This is a genomic window from Corynebacterium sp. HMSC073H12 (genome assembly GCF_001837775.1).
Taxonomy (GTDB): Bacteria; Actinomycetota; Actinomycetes; order Mycobacteriales; family Mycobacteriaceae; genus Corynebacterium; species Corynebacterium amycolatum.
Genome location: NZ_KV834038.1, coordinates 160,066 through 176,583, shown reverse-complemented (window position 1 = coordinate 176,583; position 16,518 = coordinate 160,066). Strand labels below are relative to the sequence as shown.

Genomic DNA, 16,518 nt, shown 5'->3' with positions numbered 1-16,518 from the left:
TGCCACCTACTTTTCGCCCGGCCCTTTCAGTTTCACGATGCTGTACTGGCCTGCGCTCAAGTGCGAGCGCAGGTCTTTCTTGTCGAACTTGCCCACTGAGGTCTTATCGATTGAGTCCACGAAGGCCCAGTATTCCGGCAGCATCCACTTCGGCAGCTTTGGCCGCAGCTCATCGCGGAGCATTTCCGCGGTCTCCTTGCTCGGTTCAACTTCCGGCATCAGCACCGTAATTGCCAGCGGGCGCTCACCCCACTTTTTATCTGGCATGCCGATAATCGCGCACTCGAGTACCTGTGAGCTTTCCATTACGAAGTTCTCCAGCTGGGCAGAGTAGATCCACTCGCCACCAGAGCGAATGACATCGCGAGCACGGTCATGAATAGTCAGGTAGCCGTCGTGAGTAATCGAGCCGACATCGCCAGTGCGTAGCCAGCCGTCCTCGGTGAACTGTTCGCTAGCCTCGTCGACCTCCGCACCGCGGAAGAAGTGCGCGGTGCCTCCAGCTTGAGCCTCCGGAGAGCTGTAGTAGCCTCCGGTGACCGTGTTGCCGCGCACCTGCAGCTCCCCCTGGTTGCGGTCATGCAGGTCGAGCACACGGTCGTTGTCATCAACAATGCGGAACTGCATGATGTCCGGGAAACGCCCTTGGCTGACACGGTAGCGTTCGCGGGCCTCACCGGAGGCGCCGTACGGAGGGCGTGCCACGGTACCGATAGGCGAAGTCTCGGTCATGCCCCAGAAGTGGATGACGTCGACACCGTAGCGCTCTTCCCATAGTCGAATCAGTGCAGGTGGAACAGGGGACCCGCCCGAGAAAATCTCCTGCAGGCTCATGCGCTTCGGAGGATTGCTGAGGTAGTGCGCCATGAGGTTAATCCACAGCGTCGGCACGCCCTGAGCTACGCGTGGCATTGAGGTTTCGATGATTTCTGCCAGACGCGGCGCGGAGAGGTCCGCGCCGGGGAAAATCAGCGATGCCCCGCACATGAAGGAGGCCAGCGGTACGCCCCAGGACAGGACGTGATAAATGGGCACACAGCACAGCCACGGGTTTCCGTGCGAAATTGCGAAGGAGTCAGTGGTGCGCATATTCAGGCTGTGCAAGTACAGCGAGCGGTGGCTGTAGACGACACCTTTAGGTGCGCCCTCGGTACCCGTCGAGTAGCACATGGCTGCGCCGGAGTTTTCGTCGAGCTCAGGCCAGTCGAAGCGGCTAGGGCGTCCGTCGATGAGTGATTCGTAGGAGTACCACGGGATGCCATCCGGCAGGTGCTCGGCCACGTCGGACAGATCTCCGATACCGATAATGATGACAGCGCGGACGCGCGGGCAGTGGGGAAGAACCTCGGCGAGCAGCTCAATTTCGGTCGGGTCCGCGATGATGACCTGGTCATCGGCGTGATTGATAATGTGCACAATCTGATCCGGCATGAGCTGCTTGTTCAGCGGCTGGAATACCGCGCCCATGGAGGCAACGCCGAGGAAGACCTCGAAGTGTTCGGCGCAGTTGTACATCAGGGTAGCGATGCGTTGGTCGCCGTCGATACCGAGCTCATCGCGAAGTGCATGTGCCAGCGCACTTGCGCGCGCGGCGATGGCGGCAAAAGTGGTGGTCTCGGGTCCGTCACTGTTCCAGGAGGTCACCGGAGTCCGACCGTGAATGGTGCGACCGTATTCCACAATCTGAGCGATATTGAGAGGAATATGAGGCATCGTACTGCGCATGAGTTCTACAGTACCGACTCGCAGCCCCGCGACCTAGCGAAACGCAGGTGAGAACTAGTGTTGCTACCTGACTATTTGGTGACTATCCTTGGGCAATAGGTCGTTTTCAATACGCGGAAAGATACGTACTTCTTCATGTACTCCGCATGCCGTTGACCTTCGCTGTTGCTCACACAACACGATGGCGCAACGTGACATTGAGAACACATAAATCAGTAGTGCGACTACATAGTCTTGCGGTGCTGTGGACCTAAAATTTCCTAACTATCTTCAACCCGGAAGCTCGGGTTTGAGATGCGGAAATAATGTAGGCAAGATGCCTCGGTTTAGTTTCAACGTCGAGGCCTTTTGCCTGGCTTTTTCGATAATTTCCCGCCAGCTGCGGATATTTTTCCTCCCGTGGTAAAGGTTCGACGACGGAGCACACGCGGTGGCGGGCAGTAAGAACGAAAAAGTGTCAATGACATAGCCCCTGTAGAGAGTGACTGCAGGGAAGGTCGATGAAAGGACATCCGTGACCGATACGGACACCACTGCCACGGCAGGCGGCCCAGAGAATCTTGCGGCCCTCCGAATGGCAGAACTGCGTGAAATCGCTTCCAGCAAGGGCATTCGCGGCATCTCCGCCATGCGCAAGCATGAGCTGATTGAGGCCATCAAGAATGGTGCCCCGGCTGCTGGTTCCGCGCCTGCTCGGAAATCCCGCGCGAAGAAGGCTGCGGCTGGGGCTGTGGATACTGGCTCCAAGGCGAAGGATGCCAAGGAATCGCCGTCGGAAAGCGCGGACAGGGATTCCAGCAAGAGCGCCGACAAGAGCGACAAGGGCAACGGCAAGCGTGACGACGCCAACGCGGATGGTCGCGAGGAGATGTCCCGCTCTCAGCAGCGTCGAAATCGTCGTAACCGTGCTCGTCAGCGTGAGCAGGAGAATCAGGACGATAGCCGCGACGATAACCGCAACGATTCCGGTAGCGGTAAGGACCGCGGTGAACGTAACGACAATCGCGACGAGCGAGACAACCGCAACGATCGTAATGATCGTAATGAACGCGGTGATCGTAACGACCGCAATAACCGCAACGATCGCAACAACCACGATCGAGACAACGACGATGACGGTCGTGGCAACCGCAACAACCGTCGTGGTCGCAACAACAATCGAAATAACGACCGCAACAACCATGACGATGAAGGTCGTGGCAACCGTAACCGCCGTAACCGTCGCAATCGCCGTGACCGTCGCGGACGCGATAACAACGGTGGGGGGCGCGGCGGTCAGGACGAGATCCGCGAGGATGACGTTCTCCAGCCAGTGGCGGGCATCGTCGATGTGCTAGATAACAAGACCGCATTCGTGCGCACGTCCGGCTACCTGCCGGGCTCTAACGATGTGCTGGTGTCCGCGCAAATGGTTCGTAAGTACGGCCTGCGCAAGGGCGATGCCGTCACCGGTCAGGTCCGCATGCCGCGGGAGAATGGCTCGGGCCAGGTCACTCATGGCAACGGCCGTAATCGCCGCAAGTACAATCCGTTGGTCAAGGTCGAAACCGTAAATGGCCTCGATCCGGAGCAGGCAAAGCAGCGCCCGAACTTCGCTAAGCTCACTCCGCTGTACCCGAACCGTCGCCTGCGTCTGGAGACCGAGCAGAAGATCCTCACCACTCGCGTCATCGACTTGATTATGCCGATTGGTAAGGGGCAGCGTGCGCTCATCGTTTCGCCGCCAAAGGCTGGTAAGACCACGATTCTGCAGAACATCGCGAACGCTATCGCGACGAACAACCCCGAGTGCTACATGATGGTCGTGCTTGTCGACGAGCGTCCGGAGGAAGTCACCGACATGCAGCGCAGTGTCCGTGGCGAGGTTATTGCTTCTACCTTCGACCGCCCGCCGTCAGATCACACGGCAGTGGCCGAGTTGGCTATCGAGCGCGCAAAGCGTCTGGTGGAACAGGGGCAGGACGTCGTCGTACTGCTGGACTCCATTACCCGCCTTGGACGTGCGTACAACAACTCTTCGCCGGCATCGGGACGAATCCTCTCCGGTGGTGTGGACTCCAATGCTCTGTACCCACCGAAGCGCTTCTTGGGTGCTGCTCGAAACATCGAAGAAGGCGGCAGCCTCACCATCATCGCCACCGCGATGGTGGAGACCGGTTCCGCAGGTGACACCGTTATCTTCGAGGAGTTCAAGGGCACCGGTAACGCCGAGCTGAAGCTCGACCGTAAAATCTCCGAGCGCCGCGTGTTCCCGGCAGTGGATGTCAACCCGTCGGGTACCCGTAAGGACGAGCTGCTGCTCAGCACGGAAGAAGCTCGCGTGATGCACAAGCTGCGTCGCATCCTCTCCGCGCTGGAGTCGCAGGCTGCTATCGACCTGCTGATTAAGCAGCTGAAGAAGACCCGAAATAACAAGGAATTCCTGATGCAGGTGGCTTCTTCTGCACCAATGGCCGCCGACGTTGATGTGGACGACATGCTTTAGCTGGGGTTAGCCAAAAGAGGGGGCGGTGCCGGTGACACAGCGCCGCGCTTTCCCAAAAAACCACAGCACTGACCAGCATTTCACCCATCACAATTTGAAGGAATATTCAATGGCTAATCAGGTTTCCGCAGTTGACGACATCCTCTCTGAATACCACGGGCTCGAGGCTCAGCTGGCTGATCCCGAACTGCACAACGACCCGAAGGCTGCCCGTAAAGTCGGCAAGCGCTTCAATGAGTTGCAGCCGGTCATTCAGACTCACAAGAAGCTGACTGAAGTCCAGGATGACCTGGAGGCAGCGCGCGAGATGGCTTACGAGGACTCCGAGTTTGCAGCTGAGGCTGAGCGTCTCGCCGCTGAGTCGGAGGAACTTGAGGAGAAGCTCGCTGACCTGCTGGCTCCGCGCGATCCGCACGACAGCGATGACATCGTTATGGAGATTAAGTCTGGTGCCGGCGGTGAGGAAGCGGCCCTCTTCGCAGGTGAGCTTGCTCGCATGTACCAGCGCTACGCCGAAAAGCACGGCTTTACCACCGAAATCCTCGGCCTGTCCGAGTCGGATCTCGGCGGCGTGAAGGACATGACTATGTCCATCCGAGCCAAGACTCCGTCCCGCGACGGTGCGTGGAGCGTGTTCAAGTTCGAAGGTGGCGTTCACCGCGTGCAGCGCGTGCCGGTCACCGAATCGCAGGGTCGTATTCAGACGTCCGCCGCTGGTGTGCTGGTCTACCCGGAGCCCGATGAGGTCGAGGACATCCAGATCGACGAAAAGGATCTGCGCGTCGACGTCTACCGTTCCTCCGGTAAGGGCGGTCAGGGTGTTAACACCACTGACTCCGCCGTTCGCCTGACGCACCTGCCGACTGGTCTCGTTGTTACCTGTCAGAAGGAACGCTCGCAGATTCAGAACAAGGCCCGCGCTATGCAGGTCCTTGCTGCTCGACTGCAGCAGATGAAGGAAGAGGAGATCGCCGAGGCCGCCTCTGACCAGCGTAAGTCTCAGGTACGCAACATGGATCGCTCCGAGCGCATCCGCACATACAACTTCCCTGAGAACCGCGTTTCCGATCACCGCATCGGATACAAGGCTCACAACCTGGACTCGGTGCTGGGTGGCGACATGGATGACCTGCTCAAGGCCCTCCACGACGCGGAGCGCGCTGAACGTCTTGAAGCCGAGTAGTCCCACGCCCGCAGAAAATAGCTCGCCGACGTTACCGGATTCCGTCCGTACTCTCGGCGAGCTGTTTCGCTATGCGCGTCGCACGCTTGACGACGCGGCGCTGGCTTCTCCGGATGCCGACGCACGGGCGCTATTTGCAGCCGCAGTCAATGCGGGACCGGCAGACGTCATCTTTCGCGGAGACGAACCGTACACCGATGAGGCCGGTCGCAAGAATTTGGCAGAGATGCTGGCCCGTAGAGTGGCTCGTGAGCCACTGCAGCACATCCTCGGTACAGCACCGATGATGAGCCTGGAACTACAGGTTGGGCCTGGTGTTTTTGTGCCCCGGCCAGAGACGGAACTGCTTGCGCAGTGGGCAATCGATCGAGCCCGTGAACTGGTCGCAAGTGGCGTCGTCAAGCCGAAAATCGTTGACCTGTGTACCGGATCTGGGGCGCTGGCGTTGGCGATTGCCGACGCCGTACCCGAAGCGGACGTGGTGGCTGTAGAGCTCTCTGAGCGAGCACGGGCGTGGGCTGCGAAGAACATCGAGACGTATGGCAATGGGCGTGTGCGCCTAGTTGCTGGCGATGTCACGGATATTCAGTTGATTGATGATGGCGGTGAGCTCGCAGATTGGGTAGGCGAGACCGACATTGTTGTGTCCAACCCTCCATATGTGCCCGAAGACACGGAAGTTGACCCCGAGGTGAGAGCTGATCCACACTCTGCGGTCTTTGGCGGCGACGATGGGCTAGATGTCATTCGTCCTATGATGAACCTAGTGGATGCGCTGGTGCGGCCGGGTGGAGTCATCGGCATTGAGCACGATGACTCTTCGGGCAGTGATGTCAGTTCACTGCTGAAGGACACCTGGGATTACGCTGATGTAGAGGTCCGCCGTGACTTTGCAGGCCGTGATCGTTTTACGGTGGGACGCAAGAATTGATCTTAAAAGCAAACTTTGAAGCAGGAGCAAAAATCTGATGAGCAGGATTATGGACTGCAGCACAGATGAAAACCGCGAACGCGCAATTGCAGCAGCAGTAGATGCTGTGAAGGCAGGACGGCTGGTCGTAATGCCTACCGATACCGTCTACGGCCTTGGCTGCGATGCCTTTGATAACCAGGCCGTTGCTTCCTTGCTGCGTGCTAAACACCGCGGCCCAGATATGCCGGTGCCGGTGCTGGTGGGTTCCTGGAGCACGATTGAGGGGCTCGTCCGCGAATACTCACCAGCTGCTCGCACACTCGTGGAGGCTTTCTGGCCGGGCGGACTGTCACTGGTTGTGAACCAGGCGCCGAGTTTGCCGTGGAACCTTGGTGATACCGCGGGTACGGTCATGCTGCGCATGCCACTGCACCCAATCGCCATTGAGATTCTGCGTCGAACTGGTCCGATGGCCGTGTCCAGTGCGAACATTTCCGGCCAGGCGCCGGCCACCAATGCCGTACGTGCCAAGCAGATGCTCGGTGGGGAAGCGGCTGTCTACGTCGATGGCGGCGAAGCCACGATTGGCACCCCATCGACGATTGTCGATATCTCGACTCCGGTGCCGCGGATCCTGCGCGAAGGCGCTGTGTCAGCAGCGGCGGTTGCTGAGGTTTTGAGTACGACGCCCGAGCGACTGCTGGGGCAGTAATCTTGGCTACCTAAAGTCTTTCCTGTTTAGTATCTGCAGCGATTGTGTGGGTGAGTAGTACCTAGTGGTGGACATGAGCTTATTGGCAGCCCAGTCGGGTGGGGCAGGTGTGCCCATCCGCGAGCTCGCCATGCTCGTTTTAGTTTCCGCTGCTGTCAGTTATTTGCTCACTGGAGTAGTGCGTTATGTGCTGGTTCGCTCGGGCTGGTTGGATGCGCCCCGCACGCGCGATGTCCACGATATTCCGAAGCCCAGGCTCGGAGGCGTGGCGATGTACTCCGGGGTGGTCGCAGCTATCGCCCTTGCCTCGGTGATGCCGGCTCTCACCCGTGGTTTTCCGCCCATGACTCCAGATATGAGGGCAGTTGTGGCGGCTGCGTCGCTATTGCTGATTGTCGGTATTTGGGATGATCTCTTTGACCTAGATGCCATCACTAAACTTATAGGGCAGGTTGCGGCGGCACTTTTGATGTCATTTATGGGTGTCAACTGGTATTTGCTCTATATCCCATTTAGTGGCGGTGCCACGCTTATTCTCGACCCAATCATGTCCACAGTCTTGACTGTTCTCTTTACTGTGGCGCTGATTAACGCCTTCAACTTCGTAGACGGCATCGATGGTCTCGCGGCGGGACTCGGCATGATTGCCGCGGCGGCAATCCTTGTCTATTCGATGGTCATGCTTCACGACCAAGGTGGCACTGTCTCTGCCTATCCACCCGCGATGATTTCCGCGTGTCTCCTTGGCGCTTGCCTGGGCTTCTTGCCACACAACTTCGAGCCCGCACGCATTTTCATGGGTGATTCCGGCGCCATGATGATTGGCCTGCTTCTCGCAGCTGCATCGGTGTCGGCGTCGGGACGCATCGCGCCCTCCATGTACGGCACTGCCGACGTCATCGCTCTGATCTCACCGATTGTGGTCGTCATCGCCGCAATTAGCGTGCCAATGCTCGACTTGCTGCTTGCTGTCGTTCGCCGCGTCAGCCAGGGCAAGTCACCCTTCTCGCCGGACAAAATGCATATTCACCACCGCCTCCTGTCGATGGGGCACAGTCATCGCCGCGTGGTATTGGTGCTCTACCTATGGGTGTCGGTCGTCGCGTACGCCGCCGTTGCCACCACTGTTTTCCCCTTCGAATTCGTTGCTCTCACCTTCGGGTTCCTGCTCATTGTCGCGGTTATCTTCACCCTCCGCCGTCGCAATGCGCTTGCCGACGACCGTTCGAGCGGAGCGCGTCCCAGAAGGGGAAGTGGTAGCCGGCAGGTTATGAGACGTCGACGTGGACGCAGAAGGTACAATCTTCGACCGTGACTGAAAAAACAACTCCGGAGCCCGAGTCTAAATACGACGATTCGCGGCGACCGCTGCTGGCTGCTGCTCGCTCGGGCGCAATTGCGCTCGCTGTGATTACCGTGCTTTCGCTGCTGGTCTGGGGTGGAAAAAACGGTATGCCCGGCGTTTGGGGCGTACTCCTTGGCGCGGGCATTAGCGGAACCTTCGTATTGCTTACCGTTCTAGGCATCCTCTTTACTGCTCGAACTTCCCCGTCTGTCACGCTCGCTGTTGTGCTGGGGGGCTGGCTGTTGAAGATTGTCGTACTAATTGGTGTCTTGGTCGTTATTAGAAATCTTGAGTTTTATGACAACATGACTTTCTTCGTCACTGTTGTACTTACGCTGATGGTGACGCTGGGCGCAGAAGTGTGGGGAATGTCGCAATCTAACCTCACTTATGTGCAACCAATGAAGGACGAATAGCTCGTTAATAACTTGTTGACCTGCTGAGAGGCTGTAATGCGCTTCTAAAACCGCAGGTAATAAGCATATTGACGAGTTTGTGCAGAAGATGCCACAAATAGAGGCCGAAACCCACAGGGGGCGTCGGCCTCTTTGTTGGTTTCGGGGTCGGAAACGCGGGGGTGTACCGGGTGGGGAAAATGAGTCAGAACTGTTATCCTGAGTTTCGGGTAAGACGGCCTGTATCGAAATAACTATCATTTCCACAGGTACGGTCCCCGTGAGCGCCGTGCTGATGAGCGAATGGAATCCGCGGCGCGACACGTTAAATGACGTCCTTCGCACCGCTTGACAATAGTTCTAGCGGCCCAATCACGGGAGAGAACGCTGAGCGTTACAACACTTGCCGAGATGCGGGGTGAGTTTCACTCACCCAACTTGCAGGAGGAGTATTTCCCGGGTGAACTTGGCGAACAAATGGGTGAACTTGGCGAGAAAATCGACCAATATCGCTTCATCCTAGGTGGCAGTGGCGACTGGTACGCCATGGACCGCCTGATGGTTGTTCGTCTTTTGATGGCCGTGATCGTCGCCGTGTTCTTCGTCGTCGCTATGCGTCGTCCGAAGCTCGTGCCGACTGGTCTGCAGAACGTTGCGGAGTTGATGCTGGACTTCGTCCGCATCCACATCGCGGAGGAGATTCTGGGTAAGAAGGAGGGGCGTCGTTTCCTTCCGGTTCTGGCCACCATCTTCTTCCTTGTTATCTCGATGAATATTGCGGCTATTATTCCTGGCCTCAATATTTCGCCGAACGCCCGAATCGGTATGCCACTGGTTCTGGCCCTGTTCGCATACGTTGCCTTCATTTACGCGGGCTCGAAGAAGATGGGTTTCTTCAAGTTTGTGAAGTCGGCAGTCGTTATTCCGAACTTGCCACCGGTACTCCACCTCATCGTGGTGCCAATCGAGATTTTCTCCAACTTCGTTCTCCGCCCAGTTACGCTGACCATCCGTCTGATGGCCAACATGCTGGCGGGCCACATGGTTCTAGTCCTGCTTTTCGGTGCCACGAACTTCTTCTTCTGGCAGCTGAATGGTTGGACCGCCCTGTCCGGGTTGACCCTTGTCGCTGCGGTAGCATTCACGCTGTTCGAGATGCTGGTGATTTTCCTGCAGGCATACATCTTTGCCCTGCTGAGCGCCGTCTACATCGAACTGTCGCTGCACGCAGACGAGCACTAACCCATAACTAATGAGGCCGCACATTCGGCAACAAGGCCTCGCCAATTTAATAGCAAGACCCACTTGACCCACAAAGCCCCGGTCGTACCTAGAACAATCTTTAATCCGGGGCCATCCTTTAAGAAAGGGAACGGTTCATAATGAACGACGTCATCCTCTCCGCAGCGGACTCTGCTCAGGCTGTAGACACCAACGCTGGCCTGAAGACCATCGGTTACGGTCTGTCCACCCTGGGCCCGGGCCTCGGTATCGGTATCGTCGCCGGCAAGACCGTTGAGGGTATGGCACGCCAGCCAGAGATGGCCGGCCAGCTGCGTACCACCATGTTCCTGGGTATCGCCTTCACTGAGGCCCTCGCCCTGATCGGCCTGGTCGCAGGCTTCGTTTTTGTTTAAGTCCGGACCTCAAGCGGAGAACACGTAAACCATGACAGATTTCACCTTTTTGCTTGCTGCGGGTGACCTCCCGATGGGAGAGTCCATCAACCCGCTGCTGCCAAAGACATATGACATCGTCTGGTCCGTTGTCCCGCTGGTAGTTATCCTGGTTCTCTTCTGGAAGCTCGTTCTTCCGAAGTTCCAGGAGGTCCTGACCGAGCGGGAGGACCGGATTGAGGGCGGTATTGAACGCGCTGAGGCTGCACAGGCCGAGGCTAAGGCCGCTCTGGAAAAGTACAACAGTCAGCTCGCAGAGGCCCGTACTGAAGCAGCAAAGATTCGCGACGAAGCCCGTGCACAGGGTCAGCGCATCATTGCAGACGCTACGACCAAGGCCAATGACGAGAGCGCACGAATCATCGAGTCCGGTGAAAAGCAGCTCGCTGCCCAGCGTGAGCAGGTAGTCGCAGAGCTGCGCAAGGAAATGGGCCAGAACTCCATCAATCTGGCTGAGCGCCTTCTGGGCGAACAGCTTTCCGACGACGTTCGTAACTCGTCGACGATTGATAACTTCTTGTCCAACCTTGACACCGTGGCCCCGGCCGGAAAGTAGGCGACATGCACGCAGCAAGCCGCGAATCCCTGGCAGCTCTTAGCCAGCGACTGGACGCCGCTATCGGTGGCGACAATGTCGCTGTTGCTCAGGCTGCTCAGACTGGTTCCGAGCTTTTCGACATCGTCGAGGTCCTGGACTCCGACCGCGGCCTGCGTGTCGCTGTCGCCGACACCTCGGCGACTGCGGAACAGCGTTCCGGCCTTGTCCGGAGCCTGTTCGCGGGCAAGGTATCTGAGACGACTCTTAACCTCGTCGTGGATGCTGCCGCGCAGGTATGGTCCACCCCGCGTGAAATGCGTGAGGGTTTGGTAGAGCTGGGCCGTCGCGCCCTCCTTCGCTCTGCCGAAGGCCAAGGACAGCTTGAGACTGTTGAGTCTGAGCTGTTCCAACTGGGACACATCCTGGCTGAGCAGTCGCAGCTTGAACAGCTGCTGGCCGACAAGGCCGCAACCCCCGAAGCCAAGCGTGGGCTCCTCGCCTCTGTGCTGTACGGCAAGGTCACTTCTGTGACTGAGACCCTGGCACTGCAGGCTGTTGGTCGCCCATCCAAGCGCCCCGCGGACGACATTGACTCCCTGTCCCGGCTAGCCGCCGGCCTGCGGAACCACGTCGTCGCTCGCGTGACCAGTGCCACGGCCGTCTCTGACGAGCAAGAGCGAGCACTGGCGGACAAGCTCGGCCGAGTCTACGGCAAGGCGATGTCCATCCACACCGTGATCGATAAGTCGATTCTCGGTGGACTGGTCATCCGGGTTGGCGACGAGGTCATCGACGGTAGCCTTTCAACAAAGCTTGAGAAGCTGCGCGTCGGCCTCGGCTGACGGATGGTTTAGACGATTAATCACTGGAAGAATATTACCGAGAGCAGGAAGAACATGGCGGAGCTGACGATCTCCTCCGACGAGATCCGTAGCGCGATTGCGAACTACACCTCGAGCTACTCCCCGGAGGCCTCCCGCGAGGAGGTTGGCGTTGTTATCAGTGCAGCTGATGGTATCGCCCAGGTTTCGGGAATGCCGTCGGTCATGACGAATGAGCTTCTGGAGTTCCCGGGCGGCGTTATTGGCGTCGCTCAGAACCTCGACACCGACAAGGTCGGCGTTGTGGTGCTGGGTAACTTCGAGTCGCTTAAAGAGGGTGACGAGGTAAAGCGGACGGGTGACGTCCTTTCGATTCCGGTCGGGGACAAGTTCCTCGGTCGCGTAATTAACCCCCTGGGCCAGCCGATTGACGGCCTGGGCGACATTGAGGCTGAAGAGGACCGCGTCCTCGAGCTGCAGGCACCGACCGTGCTGCAGCGTCAGCCGGTTGAAGAGCCGATGGCTACTGGTATTAAGGCCATCGACGCAATGACCCCAATTGGTCGTGGTCAGCGTCAGCTGATCATTGGTGACCGTAAGACCGGTAAGACTGCGGTCTGCCTGGACACCATTTTGAACCAGAAGGCTAACTGGGAGTCCGGTGACCCGAGCAAGCAGGTGCGATGCATCTACGTTGCTATCGGTCAGAAGGGCTCCACTATTGCTGGTGTGCGCCAGACCCTCGAGGAGCAGGGCGCACTCGAGTACACGACCATCGTTGCTGCCCCGGCGTCGGATGCCGCAGGCTTCAAGTGGCTTGCACCATTCGCAGGCGCCGCACTGGGTCAGCACTGGATGTACCAGGGCAAGCACGTCTTGGTCATCTACGATGATTTGACTAAGCAGGCAGAGGCCTACCGTGCCATCTCGCTGCTGCTGCGTCGCCCGCCGGGACGCGAAGCTTACCCGGGTGACGTCTTCTACCTCCACTCCCGTCTGCTGGAGCGTGCTGCGAAGCTCTCCGACGACATGGGCGCAGGCTCGCTGACCGCACTGCCGATCATCGAGACCAAGGCAAACGACGTGTCGGCCTTCATTCCGACCAACGTCATTTCCATTACTGACGGCCAGGTCTTCCTCGAGTCCGACCTGTTCAACCAGGGTGTCCGACCGGCTATTAACGTCGGTGTGTCGGTTTCCCGTGTTGGTGGTGCCGCACAGACCAAGGGCATGAAGAAGGTTTCCGGTAACCTGCGTCTGGACCTCGCGTCCTACCGCGACCTGGAAGCATTCGCAATGTTCGCTTCCGACCTGGACGATGCCTCCAAGCGTCAGCTGGAGCGCGGTCAGCGTCTGGTTGAGCTGCTGAAGCAGAAGGAAAACCACCCGCAGCCGGTCGAGTACCAGATGACCTCCATCTACCTCGCTGGTGAGGGCGAATTCGACGATGTCCCGGTTGAGGATGTCCGTCGCTTCGAGGCCGAGCTGCTTGAGCACCTGCAGGACACTCAGCCTGCAGTCTTCGAGCAGATTGACGGCGGCGTCGCCCTCTCTGACGAATCCAAGGCTGCTCTGAAGTCCGCTACCGCTAACTTCAAGAAGTCCTTCCAGACTTCTGAGGGCGCACCGCTGGCTTCCGAGGCCCCGGTCGAGGCACTCGATGAGGGCGAGCTCAAGAAGCAGCAGATTACGGTCTCCCGCAAGACTGCCCAGAACTAGGCAGGTTGAGCTACTCAATGACCGTTTTCACAATTGAAGGGAGGGAATAGGACATGGCGAATCTTCGTGAACTTCGAGCCCGAATCAAGTCGGTGAACTCGACCAAGAAGATCACCAAGGCCCAGGAGCTTATCGCAACCTCGCGCATTACCAAGGCGCAGCGTCGCGTGGCAGACTCCCAGCCGTACGCCGACGAAATCGAGAAGGTCATCGGACGTCTCGCATCGGCTTCGTCGTTGGATCACCCGATGCTCGTAGAGCGTGAGGGTAACCAGCGTGTTGCAGTCCTGGTTGTCACCAGTGACCGCGGCATGTGTGGCGGCTACAACCACAACGTCCTGAAGAAAGCTGCAGAGCTGCGTACCGCTCTGGAAGAGCAGGGACATGAGGTCGTTCTCTACGTGACTGGCCGTAAGGGCACCGACTACTACGACTTCCGTGGTGTCGAGCTCGCCGGTACGTGGGAGGGCTTCTCCCAGGATCCGGACTACGCCGCAACCCACGACGTGCGTCGTCACCTCATTGATGGTTTCAACGCTACGGCCGAGGGCACTGCCAAGTACCGCGAAGGCCTGCGTGGCACCAACGGCGAGGCCGTTCAGGGCTTTGACCAAGTCCACGTTGTCTACACGGAATTCGTGTCCATGCTTTCTCAGATTCCGCGTGCACACAAGATGCTCCCAATCGAGCCAGTGTACGAGGACGTCGAGATCGCTCAGGGCGAGGACATGCTGACCGATGGGTCGGATGACCTCAAGCCGGACTACGAATTCGAGCCTGATGCAGACACCCTGTTGGCAGAGCTTCTGCCGCAGTACGTGTCCCGCACCCTGTTCGCAGTGATGCTCGAGGCCGCTGCCTCTGAGTCCGCTGCCCGTCGTAACGCTATGAAGTCTGCGACGGACAACGCTACCGAGCTGGTCAAGGACCTCTCGCGTGTTGCTAACCAGGCACGTCAGGCACAGATTACCCAGGAAATCACAGAAATCGTCGGTGGCGCCGGTGCGCTCGACGACAGCGGAGAAAGTGACTAGATATGAGCACAGCTCTAAGTGAGCAGAACACCACCACGGCTGTGGGCCGTGTTGTGCGTGTCATCGGTGCCGTCGTCGACGTGGAGTTCCCGCGTAACGAACTGCCGGCACTTTACAACGCGCTGACCGTGGAAGTTTCCCTTCCTTCGGTCGCCAAGACCATTGTCCTCGAGACTGCACAGCACCTCGGTGACAACATGGTTCGTACCATTGCTATGGCTCCGACCGACGGCCTGGTCCGCGGTGCAGAGGTCAAGGACACCGGTAAGCCGATTTCGGTTCCGGTTGGTGACGTCGTCAAGGGTCACGTCTTTAACGCAATGGGCGACTGCCTGGATGAGCCGGGTCTGGGTCGCGATGGTGAGCAGTGGGGCATCCACCGTGAGCCGCCGGCCTTCGACCAGCTCGAGGGTAAGACCGAGATTCTCGAAACCGGTATTAAGGTCATCGACCTGCTGACCCCGTACGTTAAGGGCGGCAAAATTGGTCTGTTCGGTGGTGCCGGTGTCGGTAAGACCGTTCTGATTCAGGAGATGATTACGCGTATTGCACGCGAGTTCTCCGGTACTTCGGTCTTCGCCGGTGTTGGTGAGCGTACCCGTGAGGGCACCGACCTCTTCCTGGAAATGGAAGAGATGGGCGTTCTCCAGGACACCGCCCTCGTCTTCGGTCAGATGGACGAGCCTCCGGGAGTCCGTATGCGCGTCGCGCTGTCGGGTCTGACCATGGCAGAGTACTTCCGCGATGTTCAGCACCAGGACGTGCTGCTCTTCATTGACAACATCTTCCGTTTCACCCAGGCCGGTTCTGAGGTTTCGACCCTGCTGGGTCGTATGCCTTCCGCCGTGGGTTACCAGCCGACCCTGGCTGACGAGATGGGTGTTCTGCAGGAGCGCATTACGTCCACCAAGGGCCGTTCGATTACCTCTCTGCAGGCCGTCTACGTGCCTGCCGATGACTACACCGACCCGGCTCCGGCAACGACCTTCGCCCACCTCGATGCAACCACCGAGCTCGACCGCTCGATTGCATCGAAGGGTATTTACCCGGCAGTGAACCCGCTGACTTCGACTTCTCGTATCCTCGAGCCGTCGATCGTCGGCGAGGAGCACTACCGCGTTGCCCAGCAGGTTATTAACATCCTGCAGAAGAACAAGGAACTCCAGGACATCATCGCCATCCTCGGTATGGACGAGCTGTCTGAGGAGGACAAGGTGACCGTGCAGCGTGCACGTCGTATCCAGCGATTCTTGGGTCAGAACTTCTTCGTTGCTGAGAAGTTCACGGGTCTGCCTGGTTCGTACGTCCCGCTGAAGGACACCATTGTTGCCTTCGACCGCATCTGCAAGGGCGACTTCGACAACTACCCGGAGATGGCCTTCGACGGCCTGGGTGGCCTCGACGATGTCGAGAAGAAGTACGCTGAAATGCAGAAGAAGTAAGGGGCATCCTCATGGCTGAAATCACCGCTGAACTGGTTGCTGTTGAGCGACCGCTCTGGAAGGGCAAGGCCACTTTGGTCTCTGCTCAGACCACCGAGGGTGAGATCGGCGTGCTGCCCGGACACCAGCCGTTGCTTGGCCAGCTGGTCAACAACGGTACGGTGACCATCAAGACCGCAGACGGCAAGGTTCTTGTCGCTTCGGTACAGGGTGGGTTCATTTCCGTGTCTACCTCGAAGGTTTCGATCCTCGCGGATAAGGCAATCTGGGCTGACGAGGTTAACCTCTCCGAGGCCGAGTCCAACCTGACTTCGGATGACCCTGCAGTAAAGGCACAGGCTGAGTCGGAGGTCCGCGCGGCTCGTCGCGCTTCCACCAAGTAGTCTGTTCGCCTGAACATCCGGTCGCACGACCGTATTCTTCCTGCTTCTTTAAACGGGGCGGGGAGCTTGCAAGAGAAATCTTGCAAGCTCCCCGCCCCGTTTTTCTTAGTTATTTTTCATGTACGTGCAACAATCGGGTAGGGTTTG

15 protein-coding genes are annotated in these 16,518 nt (G+C 58.4%); 14 read left to right on the top strand and 1 reads right to left on the bottom strand.

Annotation, left to right across the window (positions count from 1 at the left end):
* Positions 1-6: 6 nt before the first annotated feature.
* Positions 7-1,725 (bottom strand): long-chain fatty-acid--CoA ligase, encoded by a 1,719-nt coding sequence (locus HMPREF2708_RS07495; protein WP_070833721.1) that lies wholly within the window; start codon positions 1,723-1,725, stop codon positions 7-9.
* A 514-nt stretch (positions 1,726-2,239) separates the two neighbouring features.
* On the opposite strand from HMPREF2708_RS07495, the gene rho reads away from it, so the two are divergent.
* The 14 genes from rho to HMPREF2708_RS07425 all read left to right on the top strand — a co-directional run bounded on the left by rho (position 2,240) and on the right by HMPREF2708_RS07425 (position 16,371).
* Positions 2,240-4,210, top strand: a complete 1,971-nt coding sequence (rho, locus tag HMPREF2708_RS07490; RefSeq protein WP_070833720.1) for a transcription termination factor Rho — start codon at positions 2,240-2,242, stop codon at positions 4,208-4,210.
* Positions 4,211-4,319: 109 nt separating this feature from the next.
* The gene (prfA, locus tag HMPREF2708_RS07485) at positions 4,320-5,393 is read left to right on the top strand and encodes a peptide chain release factor 1 (protein ID WP_070833719.1); all 1,074 of its coding nucleotides are present in this window, start codon (positions 4,320-4,322) and stop codon (positions 5,391-5,393) included.
* Positions 5,380-6,324 carry a peptide chain release factor N(5)-glutamine methyltransferase gene (gene prmC / locus HMPREF2708_RS07480; RefSeq protein ID WP_070833718.1) on the top strand — a complete coding sequence of 315 codons (945 nt, stop codon included), beginning with the start codon at positions 5,380-5,382 and terminating at the stop codon, positions 6,322-6,324. The genes prfA and prmC overlap by 14 nt, the downstream gene beginning before the upstream one ends.
* Before the next feature lie 37 nt (positions 6,325-6,361).
* Positions 6,362-7,018 carry an L-threonylcarbamoyladenylate synthase gene (locus HMPREF2708_RS07475; RefSeq protein WP_038628463.1) on the top strand — a complete coding sequence of 219 codons (657 nt, stop codon included), beginning with the start codon at positions 6,362-6,364 and terminating at the stop codon, positions 7,016-7,018.
* A 73-nt stretch (positions 7,019-7,091) separates the two neighbouring features.
* Positions 7,092-8,333, top strand: a complete 1,242-nt coding sequence (locus HMPREF2708_RS07470; protein ID WP_070833717.1) for an MraY family glycosyltransferase — start codon at positions 7,092-7,094, stop codon at positions 8,331-8,333.
* Positions 8,330-8,779 (top strand): Cg1360 family ATP-synthase-associated protein, encoded by a 450-nt coding sequence (locus HMPREF2708_RS07465; protein ID WP_038628464.1) that lies wholly within the window; start codon positions 8,330-8,332, stop codon positions 8,777-8,779. Before HMPREF2708_RS07470 ends, HMPREF2708_RS07465 begins: the two co-directional genes overlap by 4 nt.
* 456 nt (positions 8,780-9,235) lie before the next feature.
* Positions 9,236-10,000, top strand: a complete 765-nt coding sequence (atpB, locus tag HMPREF2708_RS07460) for a F0F1 ATP synthase subunit A (protein WP_371326297.1) — start codon at positions 9,236-9,238, stop codon at positions 9,998-10,000.
* Between the two features lie 140 nt (positions 10,001-10,140).
* Positions 10,141-10,395 (top strand): ATP synthase F0 subunit C, encoded by a 255-nt coding sequence (locus HMPREF2708_RS07455; protein ID WP_070833715.1) that lies wholly within the window; start codon positions 10,141-10,143, stop codon positions 10,393-10,395.
* A 31-nt stretch (positions 10,396-10,426) separates the two neighbouring features.
* Complete coding sequence (locus HMPREF2708_RS07450) at positions 10,427-10,990, top strand: F0F1 ATP synthase subunit B (RefSeq protein ID WP_005509352.1); 564 nt, start codon at positions 10,427-10,429, stop codon at positions 10,988-10,990.
* Between the two features lie 5 nt (positions 10,991-10,995).
* Entirely contained in the window at positions 10,996-11,814 is an 819-nt protein-coding gene (locus tag HMPREF2708_RS07445) for a F0F1 ATP synthase subunit delta (RefSeq protein WP_048735245.1), read from the top strand.
* Positions 11,815-11,868: 54 nt separating this feature from the next.
* Positions 11,869-13,512, top strand: coding sequence for a F0F1 ATP synthase subunit alpha (gene atpA, locus HMPREF2708_RS07440; RefSeq protein WP_070833714.1), 1,644 nt, complete (start codon positions 11,869-11,871; stop codon positions 13,510-13,512).
* Between the two features lie 53 nt (positions 13,513-13,565).
* Positions 13,566-14,546 (top strand): F0F1 ATP synthase subunit gamma, encoded by a 981-nt coding sequence (locus HMPREF2708_RS07435; protein WP_070833713.1) that lies wholly within the window; start codon positions 13,566-13,568, stop codon positions 14,544-14,546.
* A gap of 2 nt (positions 14,547-14,548) precedes the next feature.
* Positions 14,549-15,988: a F0F1 ATP synthase subunit beta gene (atpD, locus tag HMPREF2708_RS07430; protein ID WP_038628477.1), complete on the top strand. Its 1,440-nt coding sequence runs from the start codon at positions 14,549-14,551 to the stop codon at positions 15,986-15,988.
* 11 nt (positions 15,989-15,999) lie between these two features.
* The gene (locus HMPREF2708_RS07425) at positions 16,000-16,371 is read left to right on the top strand and encodes a F0F1 ATP synthase subunit epsilon (RefSeq protein WP_038628479.1); all 372 of its coding nucleotides are present in this window, start codon (positions 16,000-16,002) and stop codon (positions 16,369-16,371) included.
* Positions 16,372-16,518: the final 147 nt, after the last annotated feature.